Origin of the sequence: Phytomonospora endophytica (assembly GCF_014202425.1) — a bacterium.
GTDB lineage: Bacteria > Actinomycetota > Actinomycetes > Mycobacteriales > Micromonosporaceae > Phytomonospora > Phytomonospora endophytica.
The window spans coordinates 419,686-438,186 of sequence record NZ_JACHGT010000004.1 but is presented as its reverse complement, the minus strand read 5'-3'; the positions used below and the strand labels follow the sequence as shown (position 1 = coordinate 438,186).

Annotated in this window: 16 protein-coding genes; 12 read left to right on the top strand and 4 right to left on the bottom strand. The window is 72.4% G+C overall.

Translation table 11 applies throughout. The features are described 5' to 3' along the window. Positions 1-21: 21 nt before the first annotated feature. Complete coding sequence (locus tag HNR73_RS11210; RefSeq protein WP_184787293.1) at positions 22-720, bottom strand: hypothetical protein; 699 nt, start codon at positions 718-720, stop codon at positions 22-24. Positions 721-1,600: 880 nt separating this feature from the next. Here HNR73_RS11210 and HNR73_RS39030 point away from each other — a divergent pair. The 6 genes from HNR73_RS39030 (at position 1,601) to HNR73_RS11180 (ending at position 7,762) form a co-directional block, all read left to right on the top strand. After that, positions 1,601-2,053, top strand: a complete 453-nt coding sequence (locus HNR73_RS39030; RefSeq protein ID WP_203686212.1) for a pyridoxal-phosphate dependent enzyme — start codon at positions 1,601-1,603, stop codon at positions 2,051-2,053. Positions 2,054-2,131: 78 nt separating this feature from the next. Next, on the top strand, positions 2,132-3,019 hold the full coding sequence (locus HNR73_RS11200) for an NAD-dependent epimerase/dehydratase family protein (RefSeq protein ID WP_184787292.1): 888 nt from the start codon (positions 2,132-2,134) through the stop codon (positions 3,017-3,019). Further along, complete coding sequence (gene sigJ / locus HNR73_RS11195) at positions 3,016-3,867, top strand: RNA polymerase sigma factor SigJ (protein WP_184787291.1); 852 nt, start codon at positions 3,016-3,018, stop codon at positions 3,865-3,867. The genes HNR73_RS11200 and sigJ overlap by 4 nt, the downstream gene beginning before the upstream one ends. Positions 3,868-3,961: 94 nt before the next feature. Then, a complete protein-coding gene (locus HNR73_RS11190) occupies positions 3,962-5,953 on the top strand; it encodes a glycoside hydrolase family 71 protein (RefSeq protein ID WP_184787290.1) in 1,992 nt (663 codons plus the stop codon). A gap of 79 nt (positions 5,954-6,032) precedes the next feature. Then, positions 6,033-6,749 carry a hypothetical protein gene (locus tag HNR73_RS11185; RefSeq protein ID WP_184787289.1) on the top strand — a complete coding sequence of 239 codons (717 nt, stop codon included), beginning with the start codon at positions 6,033-6,035 and terminating at the stop codon, positions 6,747-6,749. Positions 6,750-6,835: 86 nt separating this feature from the next. After that, a complete protein-coding gene (locus HNR73_RS11180; RefSeq protein WP_184787288.1) occupies positions 6,836-7,762 on the top strand; it encodes an aminoglycoside phosphotransferase/kinase family protein in 927 nt (308 codons plus the stop codon). Between the two features lie 35 nt (positions 7,763-7,797). Here HNR73_RS11180 and trmB read toward each other — a convergent pair whose 3' ends face one another. Next, positions 7,798-8,472 (bottom strand): tRNA (guanosine(46)-N7)-methyltransferase TrmB, encoded by a 675-nt coding sequence (gene trmB, locus HNR73_RS11175; RefSeq protein WP_184787443.1) that lies wholly within the window; start codon positions 8,470-8,472, stop codon positions 7,798-7,800. Between the two features lie 62 nt (positions 8,473-8,534). Continuing rightward, complete coding sequence (locus tag HNR73_RS11170) at positions 8,535-11,039, bottom strand: DEAD/DEAH box helicase (RefSeq protein ID WP_184787287.1); 2,505 nt, start codon at positions 11,037-11,039, stop codon at positions 8,535-8,537. A 141-nt stretch (positions 11,040-11,180) separates the two neighbouring features. Between HNR73_RS11170 and HNR73_RS11165 the strand changes: the two genes are divergently transcribed. After that, entirely contained in the window at positions 11,181-11,363 is a 183-nt protein-coding gene (locus tag HNR73_RS11165; RefSeq protein ID WP_184787286.1) for a hypothetical protein, read from the top strand. A gap of 38 nt (positions 11,364-11,401) precedes the next feature. Here the strand turns inward: HNR73_RS11165 and ku are convergent, their stop codons facing one another. Then, positions 11,402-12,280: a non-homologous end joining protein Ku gene (gene ku, locus HNR73_RS11160; RefSeq protein WP_184787285.1), complete on the bottom strand. Its 879-nt coding sequence runs from the start codon at positions 12,278-12,280 to the stop codon at positions 11,402-11,404. Between the two features lie 177 nt (positions 12,281-12,457). On the opposite strand from ku, the gene ligD reads away from it, so the two are divergent. From ligD to HNR73_RS11135, 5 genes are all read left to right on the top strand, one after another. Then, a complete protein-coding gene (ligD, locus tag HNR73_RS11155; RefSeq protein WP_184787442.1) occupies positions 12,458-13,429 on the top strand; it encodes a non-homologous end-joining DNA ligase in 972 nt (323 codons plus the stop codon). Between the two features lie 157 nt (positions 13,430-13,586). Beyond that, on the top strand, positions 13,587-14,132 hold the full coding sequence (locus HNR73_RS11150; protein ID WP_184787284.1) for an RNA polymerase sigma factor: 546 nt from the start codon (positions 13,587-13,589) through the stop codon (positions 14,130-14,132). Next, positions 14,125-14,391 (top strand): hypothetical protein, encoded by a 267-nt coding sequence (locus tag HNR73_RS11145; RefSeq protein ID WP_184787283.1) that lies wholly within the window; start codon positions 14,125-14,127, stop codon positions 14,389-14,391. Before HNR73_RS11150 ends, HNR73_RS11145 begins: the two co-directional genes overlap by 8 nt. A gap of 137 nt (positions 14,392-14,528) precedes the next feature. Next, entirely contained in the window at positions 14,529-15,779 is a 1,251-nt protein-coding gene (locus HNR73_RS11140; RefSeq protein ID WP_184787282.1) for a serine hydrolase domain-containing protein, read from the top strand. A gap of 17 nt (positions 15,780-15,796) precedes the next feature. Further along, the gene (locus HNR73_RS11135) at positions 15,797-18,454 is read left to right on the top strand and encodes a helix-turn-helix transcriptional regulator (protein WP_184787281.1); all 2,658 of its coding nucleotides are present in this window, start codon (positions 15,797-15,799) and stop codon (positions 18,452-18,454) included. The last annotated feature ends 47 nt before the right edge of the window (positions 18,455-18,501 follow it).

Genomic DNA, 18,501 nt, shown 5'->3' with positions numbered 1-18,501 from the left:
ACCGTCCCGGCTCCCCGGGCGTCACGCCACCTCTTCGCCCACGCCTTCACCGGCGTGGTTACGGGCGCACAGCTCGCGGGCGATCCGCAGGCACGCGCCCCCGCGCGGGCCGTCGGCGGAGAACACCGCCCAGCTCACCGGAACGCCGTCGACGTGGAACCGGACCTGACCGGCCCGGTCCACCTCGATCTCCTCGACCGCCGCCCACGGCAGCGTCCGCTCCTTGCGGCGCAGGCCTTCGGCGTCCATCTCCAGACCGCGGACCGCGCGCACGGCGACGGCTCCGCCGTCGGCGAGCGCGGCCCGGTGGCCGTCGAGCTGGACGGCGAGGACGCGTTGGCAGGCCTCCTCGGCGAAGTCGCCTATCGCGGCTCCGCACAGGAAGATCCGCGTGCCGTCGCGCAGTTCGATGCAGACGGCGTGCTCACGTTCGGGCTCACCGCCGACGGCGGGCACCACGGCGCTGCGGACCTCGATGTCCTCCACGGCCGTCCAGCGCGCCCATTCCACCGCGCCGTTGGGGTAGGTCTTGGCGCAGCCCTTCTCGTAGACCGTGAGCCATTTGCCGCCGTCCAGCGGCAGTGCGCGCGTCGGCAGTCCCAACCCGCGCGGTTCGGGGCGGGCGGCCTCCCACCCGCGCCGGCGGTACGCCGCGAACGCGAGCGCGGCGACCGCGGCCGCCATCGCGGCGAACGCGGCGATCCCGTATCCGACCATCATGCGACCCCTCCTCACTCTCCCCGGGCGGCGGATCGCACCACCGCCCTCGTGTGCCGGCGAGGCGCGACTCTCCCCTCCGCCCGGTCACGACCACCCCCGTGCGACCGTCCATTAAGGATGGCCCGGTCGACGCGACCGGGACTAACGAATAACCGCCACTTCGCGGTCCCCGTGACCGTCGCCGACAACGCCGATCGCCTCGGCTGAACCGAGGCCGGGTGGTCGGGTGCGGGCCGGGGTGTTCGTCACGCCCACGTCCATCTTCCCTCCATAGTCGACAATGCGGTCAAGTCGGATGATCTTGAAAGCACCGGACACGGAAGGTCGAGTAATGGTTCGACGGACGAGGAGCCGCCACGGGTCCGGCGAATCCGGGGGAATCGAACCCGGCAACGTGGCAACTCCGGGCCGGGCGAGAATGCCCGGGTGAGCAGTGCGCCGCCCGACGCCCCGGCCACCGCGTGGCCGGGCGTCCCCGTTCCCTCGCCGCTCCTCCCCTTGCGCGACGAACGACTCGCCCCCGGCACGCGCGTGTGGCTCAAACGCGACGACCTCGTCGATCCGCTCGTCTCCGGCAACAAGTGGCGGAAGCTGCGGCTCAATCTCGCCGAGGCGACGGCACGCGGCGCCGACACGCTGCTCACCTTCGGCGGGCCCTATTCCAACCACCTGCGGGCCGTCGCCGCCGCCGGGCACCGGCTCGGCCTGCGCACCATCGGTGTCGTGCGCGGCGAGCCGCGCCTGCCGCTGAACCCGTCACTCGCGTTCTGCGCCGCCCACAGCATGACCCTCGACCACCTCGACCGGGCCTCCTACCGCGAGAAGCACACGCCCGCCGTCCTCGGCCGGCTGCGGGAACGGTGGGGGCGAGGCCTTCGTCATCCCGGAAGGCGGCTCGAACGCCGCCGGGGTACGCGGATGCGCCGACCTGGCCGCCGAACTGTCGGCGCAGCTGCCCGGCCACGACCTCGTCGTCACCGCCGTCGGCACCGGCGCGACGCTCGCGGGACTGGCACACGGACTCCCGTCCGGCCGCGCCGCCGTCGGCGTGTGCGTGCTCAAAGGCGCCGAATACCTCGACGGCGAGGTCCGCCGCCTCCAGCGCGAGGCCTTCGGCGCCGAAGGCGGCACCTGGAGTCTCGACCACCGTTTCCACCACGGCGGATTCGCCAGATCCACGCCCGGACTGCGCGCGTTCACCGCCGACTTCACCGCCCGCCACGGCTTCGCGCCCGAAGCGGTCTACGTGTCGAAAGCGCTGTTCGCGGTACTCGAAGGCGGGCTCGGGGCCGGGCGCGACGTGGTCGTCGTGGTCACCGGCGCGCCACTGTGACCGGCGTAACTGTCACACTTCGGGCCCCGCGCCCGTCCTGTAGCCGTCAACCGAAAGAACCAGGTACAGGAGCACCCCATGCGAGTTCTCATCGCCGGATCCACCGGAGTCATCGGCCGCGCGCTCGTCCCCCTGCTGGCGACGACCGGGCACGAGGCGATCGGCCTCTCCCGCTCGCAGGGCGTCGACCTGCTCGACCCGGCCGCCGTCCGCAAGGCCGTGCGGCAGGCCTCGCCGGACGCCGTCCTGCACATGGCGACCGCCATCCCCGCCCAGCTCAACCCCGCCAAGTTCGACCGTGACTTCGCGCTCACCAACCGCCTGCGCACCGAAGGCGTCCGCAACCTCATCGGTGCGGCCACTGAGATCGGCGTCCCCCGGATCATCACCCAGGGCGTCGCCTTCGCCTACCGGCCCGGCGAGGGCCACGCCAACGAGGACGTCCCGCTGTGGACCGAGGGCGCCCCGAAGAAGTTCGCGCCCGCCGTCGAGGCCCTCGCCTCCCTGGAACGGCAGACCACCGAGGCCGGTGGCCTCGTTCTGCGCTTCGGCCACCTCCACGGCCCCGGCACCGCCTTCTACGCCGACGGCTCCTTCCCCACCGCGATCCGCGCGGGCAGGATGCCGCTGGTCGGCGAAGGCCGGTCGGTCTTCTCCTTCACCCACACCCACGACGCCGCCACCGCCATCATCGCCGCGCTCGACAAGCCGAACGTGACCGGCGCCCTCAACGTCGTCGACGACGAACCGCGCCCGATCCGCGACTGGCTGCCGGAGTTCGCGCGCTCACTGGGCGCGCCGGCGCCCAGGCGCCTCCCGGTGTGGCTGGCGCGGCTGGTGGTCGGATCCTTCGGCGTCGTGTTCATGAACGGCCTGCGCGGCGCCGACAACGCCCGCGCGCGCCTCACCCTCGACTGGCGGCCCCGGCACGCCACCTTCGACCCCGCGTTGGATACCGCGGCATGATCAACGGCGTGTTCGAGGAGCACCGTCCCATGCTGCTCGGCCTGGCCTACCGCCTGCTGGGCAGCATGTGGGACGCCGAGGACGTCGTGCAGGACGCCTTCGTCAAGTGGAGCGGCGCCGACCGCTCCGCGGTGCGCGAGCCGAGGGCCTTTCTCGCCACGATGGTGTCGCGGCTCGCCCTCGACCAGCTCCGCTCGGCCCGGCGCACACGCGAGGCGTACGTCGGGCCGTGGCTGCCCGAACCGGTCGCCTCGGACGCGTTCGGGCCGCTCGACACCGCCGAACTGCGCGACACCCTGTCCTACGCCACGCTGCACCTCATGGAACGCCTGTCGCCACCGGAGCGGGCGGTGTTCGTCCTGCGGGAGGCCTTCGACTTCCCCTACGAGACGATCGCCGGGATCGTCGGCGCGACCGAGGCCAACTGCCGCCAGATGCACCACCGCGCGGCCGCGCGGCTCGACGGGGGCCGCGACCGCTTCGGCCCGTCGAACGAGGAGCACGCACGGCTCCTGTCGACGTTCATGGCCGCCGCGGAGCGGGGCGACCTCGACACGCTCACGGCGATGCTCGGCGCGGACGTCGAGGCCTGGAACGACGGCGGCGGCAGGGTCCGCGCGGCACTGCGGCCGATCGTCGGCCGGGTCAACGTGGCGAGACTGATCACCGGGCTGTTCGGCAAGGTCGCGTTCACCGGGCTGCGCCTCGTCGAGGCCAACGGCGGCACGGCGATCCGTGCCGAGGCCGACGGCATGGACCAGGTGATCTTCCTGGAGTTCGGCGAGGGGAAGGTCCTCCGCATCAACGCCGTGCTCAACCCCGGGAAACTGACCCGCGTCGAGTCCTGAGGGCTCCCCGGCGACGCGCGAATCCGATCATGTCTAGGATTCTGCCGTTGTCCGACAGAAGCGCGATCAATCCCCTCCCCGTAAAGGAGATCGCATGCGTTCCCTCCCCTGGAAGCTGCCTTTAGCCGCACTCGTGGTCATCGGCCTCGCCGGTGGTGTCGGCGTGGCCGTCGCCGAGGACGGGCAGAGCCTCCCGGCCGCAGACGACGCCGCCCCGACCGTCATCGAGTTGCCGGTCACCGCCGACACCTACGCCAGCCAGTCGAGCCCGGCGAAGGCGCACGACGACTACACCTGGCTGTCGGTGTGCGCGGCGGCCTGCGACGGCGCGGCCGCCGCCGAACGGCGATCCTTCCTCAGCTTCACCGTTCCCGAACTGCCCGTCGGCGCCCAGAACGTCGAGATGGTCCTCCAGGTGCGTTCGGCGCGCACGACCGACACCACCGTCGAGGTTCACGACGTCGCCGCCTCCTGGTCGGCGGCCGAGCTGACCTGGAGCCGCCAGCCCACCATGGGCGCGGTCATCGGCGCCGTCGACGGCCTCACGGCGGGCGCCACGTCAAGCGTCGACGTGTCGGCGGCCTACCACGGCACGGGCGTCCACTCCTTCGCGCTGACCTCGCCCTCGGGCGCGCAGGGCGTGCTGAACTCATCGGCCGACACGGCCGGCACCCCGCCGAAGCTGACCGTGAGCTACACGCTCGGGGCCGTCGCGGCCGGACCGCTGCCCTTCGACCTGCCGCCCCGGGAAGTCCTGGAGGCCAGCGGGAAGAAGGTCTTCGCGCACTACTTCACGCAGTTCCGGATCTCCATCGACAACCAGGCCCCGGCCACCGACTACTACGCCCGCAACTACCTCACCCCCAACGGCGAGAACGGGATCCACGCCGCCTATGGCGGTTTCCTCCGCGACCGCCCGATCGGCCGTGACCCGCTCACCGGCGACTGGCAGCTCGCCGACATGGTCACCGAGGTCACGCGCGCCAAAGAGGCAGGACTGGACGGGTTCACGCTGAACCTGCTCAACGTCACCGAGTCGAACTACCACTGGCAGGCCGCGCTGCGGCTGATGAAGGCCGCGCCGATGGTCGACCCGGACTTCAAGATCGTCATCATGCCCGACATGACGGTGTCGACGCTCAAGGACATCGACCCGGCCGGGCTGGCCGCGGTCGTCATGAAGCTCGCCGCCTTCGACTCCGAGTACCGCCTCGACGACGGGCGTCTCGTGGTCTCGCCCTTCAAGGCCGAGAACAAGACGCCGGAGTACTGGACGCAGTTCGTGTCGGTGATGAAGTCGCAGTACGGCGAGACCGTCGCCCTCGTGCCCTTCGTGCTGAACTTCAACGCCAGCTTCGAGAAGTACAAGTCGGTCAGCTACGCCTTCTCCGAGATGGAGTACGGCGCGCCGGCCCTGCAGGACTCGCTGCCCTCGAAGATCGCCACCGCGCACAACGCCGGGGTGAGGTTCATGGCCAGTCTGTCCCCTCAGGACAGTCGCCCGAAGGAGGGCAACTACTACGAGGCGGAGAACAGCGAGAACCTCCGCCGCGGCTGGACGAAGGCCATCGACGGTGGAGCGGACTGGATCCAGCTCATGACCTGGAACGACTACTCCGAGAACCACCACTTCTCGCCCTCGGTCCGTAACGGCGGCGTGTGGCTCGACCTGTCCTCGTACTACCTGACGCGCTTCAAGACCGGCGCCTACCCGGCGATCGTGCGCGACACGGTCTACGTCGTCCACCGCAACCAGCCCGCCGGGGCCCCGGCCGCGCCGGAGAGCACGCAGACGAAACTGCAGAAGGTCCGCGCCAACGGCGGCACACCGAAGGACAACGTGGAGTTCCTGACCTTCCTGACGGGCGCGGCGACCGTGAACGCGACCGTCGGAGGTGCCGCGAAGTCCTATGCGGCACCGGCGGGGATGAAGTCCACCCTGTACCCACTGGCACTCGGGCTCAACGGCGCCGACGTCGTCCGCAATGGACGGACGACGGCCTCGGTGGACTCACCCTTCCAGGTGAAGGGCACCTTCGTGGCGCAGGACATGCTCTACAGCGCGGTGAGCAGCGGCCGCGCGTAGCCCGAACCGGCGAGCGCCCGTCCCTCCACCATGGAGGGACGGGCGCTCTCGTCATATACGGGCGCTAGCATCTGGGCCCATGACGACCGAGCCGAAACAGCGCTTCGCGGGCGCCGCCTTACCCTGGATCACCGGCATCGCGGGCGCCGCCGCCGTCATGGTGATCTGGTTCGGCGTCACCGTGTACGACGCCGGGAGACCGCCGGGCGAGATCGTCGCGCCCGAACCCACGGTCATCGCCGAAAGCGACGCCCCGCCTGCCGAACCGGAGCTCATGCTGCATCCCGGCACCCGCTGCGCCTGGCCCCGGCTCGGGGCGCCCTGGCAGGACTACCCCACCGCCGAGGAGTGGCAGCGGCGCGAACTGCACAACACCGTCGGCCAGATGATCGCCATCGACGACGAGTGGATCGCGCCTTTCGTCGGCGGCCAGCTCAACGAGGACGTCGTCGCCTACAAAGGACCCGGCAAGCTGCGCGCGACCGCCGACGCCGTCCAGAAGTACAGCCTGGAGACGTACTACAACGACGACGACGGCAGCGACATGGACGGCCTCAAGACCGGCAAGGGCGTCTACCGTCCCTTCGACGTCGACGGACGCGGGGGGCTCATCGCCGAGTACCGCGTGACCTGGAAGAAGGCCATGGCCGGCGACAAGGGCGAGGTCCAGATCGTCGCGGTCGTCGACATCGACGGCGAGCGCGCCATGGTCTTCCACCTCGCCCTTCCCGACTCGCAGTCCGACCAGTACCTGCCGGTGATGGACGCGCTGCTGGACGCCCGCTTCCTGGAGTGACCGGGGAGCGTCGACGGGAGGCCTCCGCGCCGGAGCGGAGTCGTGTGGGGCACCCGCGTGCCGGTGCCTGTGGCACAGTCCTGGACATGCCGCTGGATGAGCTGCCGGACTGGCTGCCGGCCTGGTGTCGCGACCATCTGGGCGCCGAACCCGCCGGCGTGCTGTTCCGCTCGCGGCAGGTCTCGACGGTGTTCGGTCTGCGGCTGACCGGCGGCGGGGACGTCGTGGTCAAGGCGCGCGTCGATGAAGGCCGGGCGGCGTCGTGCGTCGCGGTGCAGACCGGGATGGCCGAGCGCGGGTTTCCGTGCGCGCGGCCGCTCACACCGGTGATCGGCGTCGGCGCACTGGCCGTGCACGCCGAGGAGTTCCGGTCCGGCGGCGAGGTGCTACACGGGGACTCGCCGGACACGGCCGTGCGCTGCGCCGAGGTGTACGCCCGGCTGATGGCCCGACTCGCCGACCTGACCGCCCCCGCGCCGCCGCTGCCGAATCCGCCCTGGGTGCGCTGGGACCACGGCGATCCCGGGCCGTGGCCCGCGATCGGCCTTCTCGACGACCGGGACCAGGACATCGTGCCCGGGCACATCCTCCGGACGGCCGAGCGGGCACGCGCGCGGCTGCGGTCCGCCGACCTGCCGTGCGTGCTCGGCCACGCCGACTTCGAGGCGCAGAACCTGCGGTGGCGGGGCCTGCGGGTGTGGGCGGTGCACGACTGGGACAGTCTGGCCTGGCAACCGGAGGCGGCCCTCGCCGGAGCGGCGAGCGGGTCCTTCGCCAGTTCCGGACCGCCCACGCTCGCACCGATCGAGAGCTCCGAGGCCTTCCTGAGCGCCTATCAGAGGTATCGAGGGCGCACGTTCACGGTCGTGGAGCGGGAGGTCGCGTGGGCCGCCGGCCTGTGGATGGCCGCGTACAACGCCCGGGAGATGGCATTGTGCGGCGGCGATCCGGCGGGCGACGCCGCGCTGCGGGCACAGGCGGACGAACGCCTCCGCCGCGCCGGGCCACGTTGACCGCAGGTGCGGTCGTCCGTCCACAAGGGAGACGGCTACCCGGTGGCCGAACCTCCCTGGACCCGCCGGAACACCAGATCGAAGATCTCCCGCCCGGCCGCGACACCACGCCGCTCGAACTTCGTGACCGGCCGGTGCCCCGGGCGGGCCGCGAAGCCCTCGGCGGTGTTCTCCAGTTCCGGGTCGGCCGTCAGGACCTTCAGCATCCGTTCGGCGTACTCGGCCCAGTCGGTCGCGCAGTGGAACACGCCACCGGGCGCGAGCCGCGAGCGCAGCAGCTCGACGTGCCCGGCCTGGATGATGCGCCGTTTGTGGTGGCGGGGTTTGGGCCACGGGTCGGGGAAGTAGACGTGCAGTGCCGCCAGGCTCGCCTCGGGCAGGGTGCCGCGGGCGAAGTCGAGGGCGTCGCCGTCGAAGACGCGGACGTTGCGCAGCCCGCGCTCCTCGACGAGCCACAGCAGGTTGGCGATGCCGGGCGGATGGACCTCGACGGCGAGGTAGTCGCGGCCGGGGTCGGCGGCGGCCATCTCGGCGGTCGCCTGCCCCATCCCCGAGCCGATCTCCAGGATCAGCGGCGCCGAGCGCCCGAAGGCGGTGGCCGCCTCGAAGGACTCGTCGACCCCGTACACCGGCAGCAGGCGCGCGAGAGCGTCCTCGTGGCGGTCGCTGACCCGCCCGCGCCGGGGCTGGAAGGTGCGGACGCGCGCCATGCGGGGCTCGGCGGGGACGGACTCGGTGCTCACCGGATCCAGCTTAGGGTCCGATCCGGGGCTCACATCCGCTCCAGGCCCGTGACCTGCACTACCGCTTCCCCGGCCTCGTCGGAGGCGTGCAGGTCGACCTCGCCGACGATCGCCCAGTCGCGGTCGCCCGCCGGGTCGTCGACGACCTGCCGGACCTGCCAGTAGCCCACCCGGCCCGGGTCCTCGGAGATCTGGAGCATCTTCGGGCCCCGCGAGTCCGGCCCGGTCCTGATCTCGTCGTGCTCGTCGTAGTACGCGTCGAGCGCGTCGCCCCACTCGTCGGCCGACGGGCCCGTCTCCAGCGCGGCGAGCTCGCCGGGCCGGTCGAGGGCGGCGAGTTCGACGTGCCGGTACATGACGTTGCGGACCAGGACACGGAAGGCCCGCACGTTGGCGGTGACGGCCGTGGTCGTCTCGGTCATCTCGGTCACCGGCTTGTCCGGGTCGGGGTTGGCCAGCTGTTCCCATTCGTCGAGGAGGCTGGAGTCGACCTGCCGGACGAGCTCGCCGAGCCAGGCGGTCAGGTCGCGCAGTTCCTCGGTCTTGAGATCGTCGGGGACGGTCTGGTCGAGGGCCTTGTAGGCGCTGGCCAGGTACCGCAGGACGAGGCCCTCGCCGCGGGCGAGTTCGTAGAAGGCGACGAACTCGCCGAAGTTGAGGGCGCGTTCGTAGAGGTCGCGCGCGACGGACTTGGGCCGCAGGGGGTGGTCGGCGACCCACGGGTGCCCGCGCCGGTACATCTCGTAGGCCGCGCCGAGCAGCTCTTCCAGGGGCTTGGGGTGGGTGACCTCCTGGATGCGCTCCATGCGCTCCTCGTACTCGATCCCGTCGGCCTTCATCTCGGCGATCGCGGCGGCGCGGGCCTTGTTCTGCTGGGCGGCGATGATCGTGCGCGGGTCTTCGAGGGTCGACTCGATCACGGAGAGGACGTCGAGGGCGTGGTCGCCGCTGTCGGTGTCGAGCAGCTCGAAGGCGGCCAGCGCGAAGGACGACAGGGGCTGGTTGAGCGCGAAGTCGGCCTGGAGGTCGACGGTGAGGCGGACCGTGCGGCCGCTGTCGTCGGGCTCGTCGAGCTTCTCGACGACACCGGCGGACAGCAGGGAGCGGTACATGGCGATCGCCTGGTGGATCTGGCGGCGCTGCTCCTTGCGGTCGGAGTGGTTGTCGGTGAGGAGCCTGCGCATCGCCTGGAAGGGGTCACCGGGGCGGGCGATGACGTTGAGGAGCATCGAGGTGGAGACCTGGAAGCGCGAGACGAGCGGTTCGGGCTCGGCGGCCTGGAGGTTCTCGAAGGTCTCGTCGCTCCAGCCGACGAAGCCCTCCGGCGGCTTCTTGCGGGCGTAGCCGCGGCGGCGTTTCGGGTCGTCGCCGATCTTGGCGAGGGCCTTCTCGTTCTCGATGACGTACTCGGGGGCCTGGGCGACGACGTAGCCGACCGTGTCGAACCCGGCCCGCCCCGCGCGGCCGGCGATCTGGTGGAACTCGCGGGCGCGCAGGCGCCGGACGCGGGTCCCGTCGTACTTGCTCAAGGCCGTGAACAGGACGGTGCGGATGGGCACGTTCACGCCGACGCCGAGGGTGTCGGTGCCGCAGATGACCTTGAGCAGCCCAGACTGGGCGAGGCGCTCCACGAGCCGCCGGTACTTCGGCAGCATGCCCGCGTGGTGGACGCCGATGCCGTGGCGGACCAGGCGCGACAGGGTCTTGCCGAAGCGGGTGGTGAAGCGGAAGTTGCCGATGAGGGCCGCGATCTTGTCCTTCTCCTCGCGGGTGGACATGTTGATGCTCATCAGCGCCTGCGCCTGCTCGATCGCGGCGGCCTGGGTGAAGTGCACGATGTAGACCGGCGCCTGCTTGGTGGCCAGCATCTCTTCGAGCGTCGAGGTGAGCGTGTTCTTGCTGTAGCTGTAGATCAGCGGGACGGGCCGGTCGGCGGACTTGACGACGGCCGTGGGCCTGCCGGTCCGGCGGGTCAGGTCCTCTTCGAAGCGGGTGACGTCGCCGAGGGTCGCCGACATGAGGATGAACTGCGTGTGCGGCAGTTCGAGGAGCGGGACCTGCCAGGCCCAGCCGCGCTCGGGTTCGGCGTAGAAGTGGAACTCGTCCATGACGACCTGACCGACGTCGGCGTACTCGCCGTCGCGCAGGGCGATGTTGGCCAGGACCTCGGCGGTGCAGCAGATGATCGGCGCGAAGGGGTTGACGCTGGCGTCGCCGGTCATCATGCCGACGTTGTCGGCGCCGAAGCGGTGGGTCAGGTCGAAGAACTTCTCGCTGACCAGGGCCTTGATGGGGGCCGTGTAGAAGGTGGTGCGGTCGGCGGCGAGCGCGGCGAAGTGCGCGCCGGCGGCGATGAGGCTCTTGCCGGAGCCGGTGGGGGTGTTGACGATGACGTTGTTGCCCGCGACGACTTCCATGAGGGCTTCTTCCTGCGCCTCGTAGAAGGTGATGCCCTGTTCGCCGACCCAGGTGGAGAAGGCGTCGAAGACTTCGTCGGGATCGGCGGTTTCGGGCAGCACGTCGACAAGATTCACGGGGTCCATGGTGGCAGGCGCGGCCTCGGCCGGTGGGTGCGGGCGGCGGGGGCGCGTATGCGGTCGCGTGTGCGCGGGGCCCCTAACGTCGAGGGGTACAGGACCCGTCACGGGTCGTCGCGACTGATGGAGGGACCACCGGTGAAGATCATCACGAAGGCGGCCGACCGCCTGCTCTCCCGGTTAGTACCGGCGGGGGAAGCCCATGCCGCGCCGTGTGAGCGCCAGCGCTACCGCTGCCTCAACGGACGCTACTACCGCTGCTGGTGGGACGACTGCCAGAACATCTGGCTCGACTGCACGTTCATCGCCAACGGCTGCTGAGGGCGCGGGAGCGCGGTCGTCGAGACTTTCGCCCGCCCCTAGGACGCCTTCCGCTTCGCCGCCGTCTTCTTCGCGGTCGACTTCGCCGCCGTCTTCTTCGCGGTCTTCTTGGCGGCGGCCTTCTCGGCCGTCTTCTTCGCGGGCTTCTCCTCGTCGCCCTTCAGGCGCGCCATGCTCGCCTTGAGCGCCTCGGTGAGGTCGATGATCTGGGCGCCCTCGTCGGGTTCGGACTCCGGAACCGTCTCGGCGCCGGTGACCTTCGCCTCGATCATCTTCTCGACGGCGACGCGGTAGTCGTCGGTGTAGGCCGCGGGGTCGAAGTCGGCGCTCATGGTCTCGATGAGCGAGGCGGCCATGGCCAGTTCCTGGCGGCGGACGGTCGCGTCGGGGACGTCGAACTCGGGCTGCCGGACCTCGTCGGCCCAGCGGACCGTGCCGAGCATGAGCACGTCGTCCTTGACGCGCATGATCGCCAGCTGCTCCTTCTGGCGCATGACGACCTTGACGACGGCGACGCGCTCGGCGTCTTCGAGGGCCTCCCGGAGCAGGACGTAGGCCTTCGAGGCGCCCCGGCCGGGCTGGAGGTAGTAGGACTTCTCGTAGAGGACCGGGTCGATCTGGGCGGCGGGCACGAACTCGACGACGTCGATGACGTGGCGCGCGGCGAGGGGGATCGACTCGAAGTCGGCGTTGTCGAGGATGACGGTCTCGCCGTCGACGTCGAAGCCCTTGGCGATCTCCTCGTAACGGACCTCTTCGCCGTCGAGTTCGCAGACGCGCCGGTAGCGGATGCGGCCGCCGTCGGGCTTGTGGACCTGGTGGAAGCGCACGTCGCGGTCGACGGTCGCCGAGTGCATCTCGACGGCGATCGTGACCAGTCCGAAGGAGATCGAGCCCTTCCACATCGCGCGGGGCATATGTCGAGGGTGCCGCAGCGAGGGCCGGCCGGTACCGGAAACGCCCGATGTCGAGCCGCTGACCTGCGACTTCACGACCCATAGCGGCCGAAACGGCCGGGTTCGCGCCCGGAGTCCGGCTCGGGCGGTTCGCGATCGCGGGGGACCGCGCGGCCATAGGATCGGCTGGTGGAGCCGATGCTCGCGGTCGCGGGAAGGCTGCCCGGGGGGCCCGGCTGGGCGTACGAGTTCAAGTGGGACGGCGTGCGCGTCCTGGCCGACCTGCGCGGCGGCGCGGTGAGCCTGAGTTCGCGCTCGGGCCGGGACGTCACCGCCACGTATCCGGAGCTGGCCGGACTGGGCGCGGTGACCGCCGACGCCCTGCTCGACGGCGAGGTCGTCGCCTTCGACGAGGAGATGCGGCCGTCCTTCGCGCGGCTCGCCGGGCGGATGAACGTCACCGACCCGAAGACCGCGCGGCGGCTGGCGCGCACGACACCCGTCGCCTACCTCGTCTTCGACCTGCTCCGCCTCGACGGCCGCGACCTGCGACGACTCCCCTACCGCGAACGGCGCGAGCTCCTGGACACGCTCGCCCCGGAGGGCCCGCACTGGATCACCCCGCCGGTGTCCCACGACGGCCCGGCCGCGATGGCGATCAGCGCCGCACAGGGCCTGGAGGGCGTCGTCGCCAAACGCCTCGACTCGCCGTACCTGCCCGGTGCCCGTTCGGCGGCGTGGGTGAAGGTGAAACACCTGGTCACCGGCGACTACCTGATCGGCGGGTGGACCAGCGGCAAGCGCGAACTGTCCTCGCTGGTGCTCGGCGAACTCACCGGGGAAGGGCTGCTCTACCGGGGGCGGGTCGGGACCGGTTTCGGCGAGGCCGAGCAGCGTTCGCTGGCCGCCGAACTGGCGCCGCTGGCCGTCGGCCGTTCACCGTTCGCCGTGGAGGTGCCCCGCCGCGACGCCGCCGCCGTGCACTGGGTCCGCCCGGTGCTGGCCGTCGAGGTCGCCTACGCGCAGCTCACGCCGCAGGGCCGGGTGCGGCACGCGCGTTTCCTGCGGCGGCGGCCCGACAAGGACCTCGGGCCGAACGACGCGGCCTCCTTACCGGCGCGCGTGATCGACAGTGAGGTGGGCGACAGGCCCTCGCGCGTGCCAGGCTGAATCCTTTCGCGCCCCCACCGCCTCTTATGTACGTCCCGCAGAGCGCGCGGACGCGCCACCAGGAGGTTCCCATGCTCATCGCCACCGTCGCCGTCGTCGTCGCGGCCCTGCTGACCTGCACCTGCGTCGTGGTGCTGCGCCGCCGGAGCCGGGCCAAGTGAGCACCGCCTGGCCCGACGAGCGGGTGATCAGCGCGGCACGGGACGGCGACGTCGACTCCATCGCCGCGCTCGTCTCCGCCTCACACCCGCACGTCCGGCGGTTCGCGCACTCGCTGTGCCCGACACCGCAGGACGCCGAGGACGCCGCGCAGGAGGCGCTGATCATCCTGTACCGGCGGATCGGGATGCTCCGCGCGACGGGCGCGCTCGCCTCGTGGATGTTCCGGATCGTGCGCAACGAGTGCGTGCGGCGGGCGCGGCTGCTGGTGCGCCCGGACGTGCCGGAGCCGGTGACGGCCGTGGTGTCGGCCGAGGACGAGGTCCTGCGGCGGCTGGAGGCCGAGCGGGTCGCCGAGGCGATCTCCCTCCTGCCCGCCGATCAGCGGCTGGTGCTCATCATGCGCGACGTCCAGGACCACAGCGGCCGGGCCGTCGCCGACGCGCTGGGCCTCAGCCTCCCGGCGATGAAGTCGCGGCTGCACCGAGCCCGCGCGGCGGTGCACGCGACCCTCGCCGGACCGATGGGAGACGACGATGAGTGACTTCGCGAGCAAGACCCTCACCCGCCACCTGGTCCGGGGCGCGGTGGGCCTCGGCGCCCTCGCCGGTTCGGTGGCCCTGCTTCCCGTGGTCGGGGCGTGGTCACTGCTGCTGGCGCCCCTCGGGCTGCTGGCGCTGCGCGGCTGCCCGACGTGCTGGGCGATCGGACTGGCGCAGACCCTCTCCCGTGGGCGCCTTGAGCGCTCCTGCGAGGACGGGTACTGCGAACTGAAGGTGGCCAGGACCGGCCGGGGGGCCTGAACAGCGGCGGGCCGCGCTGCCCTACAGCGCCGGCCCGCCGCCCTTCCCGCCGGATCCAGCCTATCCGCGTTCCGGCGGCGAAACATCGGCCCGGAAAGCGATGTGAACGCACCTTCCCGGGTTCTACCGTTCAGTCCATGACCGACGCGCTGACGTCCCTTGTGGACGAAAAGCTGACCGCCGTGCCCGGCGCCGCCGTCGCCGTCCGTCAAGGACCCGAGCCCCGGTACCGCTCCTGCCACGGCTTCGCCGACCTCGAATGGGGCAGACCGGTGACACCGACGACGGTGTTCCGGCTGGCCTCGCTGAGCAAGCCCTTCACCGCCCTGACCGTCCGGCTGCTGGCCGCCGCCGGCGTCATCGACCTTGACGCGCCCATCGCGCGTCACCTGCCCGACCTGCCGCACGGCGACCGCGTCACCCCGCGGCACCTGCTCACGCACACGTCGGGCATCCCGAACTTCGTCACCCGTCCCGGCTTCCGCGGCGGGATCACCCGCCGCGACCACACCGACGACGAGGTCATCGCCCTCTTCGCGGGACTGCCTCTCGACTTCGAACCCGGCACCCGCTACGGGTACAGCAACTCCGGCTACCGGCTCCTCGACGTCATCGCATCGCGCGCGGCGGGCGCGCCCTTCGCCGAACTGGCCGCCGAACACGTCTTCGCGCCCGCCGGGATGACGGCGACGCGTGTGCTGTGCGACGAGGCGATCGTCCCCGAGCGGGCCCGGGGATACCAGCGCGACGGCGAAGGCTTCGTCAACGCCCCCTACGTGAGCATGACCATCCCCGGAGGGGCGGGCGGGATGGGCTCGACCCTCGACGACCTGCTCGCCTTCGACACCGCCGTCCGCGACGGGGTCTTCGACCTGCCCGGCCTCTACGACCCGGTCCGCCTCGACTGCGGCCGGACCGAGGGCTACGGCCACGGCTGGTACCGCAGCGTCTACCGGGGCCGGGACGTCGCCTTCCACGCCGGGGGCATCGAGGGCTTCTCCGCGATCTACGTGCAGGTCCCCGCCGAAGACCTCAGCGTCGTCCTGCTGACCAACCTCGGCGGTTTCCGCTGCGGCCTCGTCGCCCGCGCGGCCATCGACGTGGTCCTCGACCTCGCCGAACCGGTGCGGCCGACGATCCACGTGGCCCCGGCGACCCTCTGTTCACTGGCGGGCGCCTACGTCCACCAGGCCGGTGAGCTGACCGTCGAAGCCGACGGCGACACCCTCCTGGTCACGCACGCCGGTGAACCGCGGCGGATGCGACCGGTGGCGGCACGCACCTTCGCCGACCTCGACGACCCCGACGTCACGCTCGACTTCCACGACGGGGGCGCGGCGGCCCTGTGCCTACCGCTGTCCTGGGTGACCGGCCACCGCGAGTCGTGATCATCTACCGTGGCGCCATGCTCCACGGCCGCGGCGGCGAGCTCGCCGCCCTCGACACGCTGGTCTCCTCCGCCCGCGACGGCGCCGGGGGCGCGCTCGTCGTGAGCGGTGAGGCCGGGGCCGGCAAGTCGGCGCTGCTGGACCGGGCGGCCACCGGACCCGTGAAGGTGCTGCGGGCCGCCGGCGTCGAGCCCGAGTCGGGCATGGCCTTCGCGGCCCTGCATCAGCTCCTGCGGCCGGTCGCCGGGCTCGTCGAGCGGCTGCCGGAACCGCAGCGCGACGCCCTGCGCGGAGCACTCGGCGTGGAGAAGGCGCCGGCCGACCGTTTCCTCGTCGCCGCCGGGGTCCTGTCGCTGCTCACCGAGGCCGCCTCCGAGGGCGGGCTGCTGGTCCTCGCCGACGACGTCCAGTGGTTCGACGCCGCCTCGGCCGACGCGCTCGCCTTCACCGCCCGCAGGCTCGGCGGGGAAGGCGTCGCGCTGGTCCTGGCCGCGCGCGGAGAGGTGCCGCCGTGGGCGCGAGGCCTCGACCAGCTGCGCCTCGGCGGCCTGGGCCTCAACGACGTCGGCGCCCTGCTCGCCGAACGCGCGCCCGTCCCGCCCGCTCCCGCGGTCGTCGCGCGCCTGGCCGCGTCGACCGGCGGCAATCCGCTCGCGCTGGCCGAGGCCGCCGAGCTGCTGACGCCCGGGCAGTGGGAGGACCGCGAGCCCCTGCCCGACCCGCTCCCGGCGGGCGCGGCGATCTTCGCCGGACCGGTCGCGGCCCTCGGTCCTGCCGCGCGCAGGCTCCTGCTCGTCGCCGCCCTCGACGGTCCGGGCGACCCGGACGTGATCCTGGCCGCCGCGGGCGGTGACGGGCTCGCCGAGGCCGAGGCCTCGGGGCTGGTCACGGTCGGCGCGACCGTCACCTTCCGGCACCCGCTGGTGCGGGCGGCGGCCGTCGCCGAGGCCGGGCCCGCCCTGGTCCGCGAGGCCCACACCGCGCTCGCCGCCGCCGTCCACGCCGATCCCGACCGGCGCGCCCTCCACCTCGCCGGGGCGTGCGTCGGCGGCGACTCCGATGTGGCACGGCAACTGGCCGCCTCGGCCGAGCGCGCCCGCCGGCGCGGCGGGTTCGCCGACGCGGCCGCCGCGCTCATCCGGGCCGCCGCGCTGACACCCGGTCGCGGCCTGCGTGCGGGCCGCCAGCGCGCGTGGTTCCTCTTCACCGCCGCCCGCGACGCCTGGCTGGGCGGTCACCCCGGCCAGGCCGCCGGGCTGCTCGCCGACGCGCGCGAGATGGCCGAGCAGCCCGTCCTGTTCAACGAGATCGCGCGCCTGCACGGCCGTTTCCAGCTCAACTCCGGCGACGTCGCCGAAGCCGCCCGCGTCCTGCTGGCCGCCGCCACCGAGCGGCCCTCCGTCGAAGCACTGGCCGATGCCTCCGAGGCCGCCTCGCACGTCGGCGACGTCCCCGCGATCATCGCCGCCGGACGCCTCGCCGAGCCGCTGGAGCGAGGTTTCCTGCGCGACGTGATCGTCGGCGTCGGCGCGGTCCTCGACGGCGACGCGAGCGGTGTGACACTCCTGCGCGAGGCCCTCGGCCAGGCGGGCGACCTCGAAGACGCGGCCATGCTGCTGTGGGCGGGAGCGGCGGCCAGCTATCTCGGCGAGGCCGACGCCGCCGCCGGGTTCGTCGCCCGCGCGGGCGAGCGGGCACGCGTGTCCGGCCTGACCGGGCAGCTTCCGGTCGTCCTCGAATTCGTCGCCACCGGCGAGCGCATCGCCGGGCGGCTCGCGCACAGCGCGGCCGTCGCCGAGGAGGGCCTGGCCCTGGCGCGGGAGGCCGGATACGTCAACTCCGTCCCCGCGCACCTGGCCAACCTCGCCGCCGTCTCGGCGATCCGCGGTGACGAGGACGCCTGCCGGGCGCAGGCCGCCGAGGCGCTGTCGGTGGCCATCCCGCACCGCATCGGCCTGCGCGCGGGCACCGCGAGCTACGCTCTCGGCCTGCTCGACCTGGGCCTCGGCCGCCATGCCGCCGCGCACGACCGCTTCACCGCGCTCGCGGCCGCCGGTCCCGGACGCGGCCACCCGACGGTGACCTGGCGGTCGTCCCCCGACCGGATCGAGGCCGCCGTCGGGGCGGGCGACCGGGCCGGCGCGGCGGCGATCCTGGCCGACTTCGAACGCTGGTCGGCGGGCGCGACGAGCACCGAGACCCGCGCGCTCCTGGCCCGGTCGCGGGCACTGGTCGCCGAACCGGAGGCCGCCCTCGGACTGCTCTCCGACGCGGTCGCCGTCACCGGTGGTTCGCCTTTCGAGCACGCCCGTTCGGCCCTGCTGTACGGGGAGCGCCTGCGCCGGGCCCAGCGGCCCGCCGAGGCGCGCGGGCATCTGCGGTCGGCGATGGAGGCCTTCGCGCGGCTCGGGGCGGCACCCTGGACCGAACGCGCGCACGGCGAACTGCGCGCGGCCGGGGAGTCGACGGAGGAGCCCGTGGCCGACGTGCTGGCGGCGCTGACGCCCCAGGAGTTGCGCATCGCGCGGATGGTCGGGGCGGGCGCGTCGAGCAAGGAGGTCGCCGCGCGGCTGTTCCTCAGCCCCCGCACGGTCGAGTACCACCTCTACAAGGTCTATCCGAAGCTCGGCGTCACCTCGCGTACGGAACTGGCGAGGCTACTGGGAGACCAGTAGGACTACGGATGGCACCGGCCGCGGTCGGCGTCAGAGTAGTGACACAT

Excerpts from the sequence above, each read along its gene's own strand:
- HNR73_RS11210 (WP_184787293.1), bottom strand. The coding sequence starts at position 720 with ATGATGGTCGGATACGGGATCGCCGCGTTCGCCGCGATGGCGGCCGCG.
- HNR73_RS11200 (WP_184787292.1), top strand. The coding sequence starts at position 2,132 with ATGCGAGTTCTCATCGCCGGATCCACCGGAGTCATCGGCCGCGCGCTC.
- sigJ (WP_184787291.1), top strand. The coding sequence starts at position 3,016 with ATGATCAACGGCGTGTTCGAGGAGCACCGTCCCATGCTGCTCGGCCTG.
- HNR73_RS11190 (WP_184787290.1), top strand. The coding sequence starts at position 3,962 with ATGCGTTCCCTCCCCTGGAAGCTGCCTTTAGCCGCACTCGTGGTCATC.
- HNR73_RS11185 (WP_184787289.1), top strand. The coding sequence starts at position 6,033 with ATGACGACCGAGCCGAAACAGCGCTTCGCGGGCGCCGCCTTACCCTGG.
- HNR73_RS11180 (WP_184787288.1), top strand. The coding sequence starts at position 6,836 with ATGCCGCTGGATGAGCTGCCGGACTGGCTGCCGGCCTGGTGTCGCGAC.
- trmB (WP_184787443.1), bottom strand. The coding sequence starts at position 8,472 with ATGGCGCGCGTCCGCACCTTCCAGCCCCGGCGCGGGCGGGTCAGCGAC.
- ku (WP_184787285.1), bottom strand. The coding sequence starts at position 12,280 with ATGCCCCGCGCGATGTGGAAGGGCTCGATCTCCTTCGGACTGGTCACG.
- ligD (WP_184787442.1), top strand. The coding sequence starts at position 12,458 with ATGCTCGCGGTCGCGGGAAGGCTGCCCGGGGGGCCCGGCTGGGCGTAC.
- HNR73_RS11145 (WP_184787283.1), top strand. The coding sequence starts at position 14,125 with ATGAGTGACTTCGCGAGCAAGACCCTCACCCGCCACCTGGTCCGGGGC.
- HNR73_RS11140 (WP_184787282.1), top strand. The coding sequence starts at position 14,529 with ATGACCGACGCGCTGACGTCCCTTGTGGACGAAAAGCTGACCGCCGTG.
- HNR73_RS11135 (WP_184787281.1), top strand. The coding sequence starts at position 15,797 with ATGCTCCACGGCCGCGGCGGCGAGCTCGCCGCCCTCGACACGCTGGTC.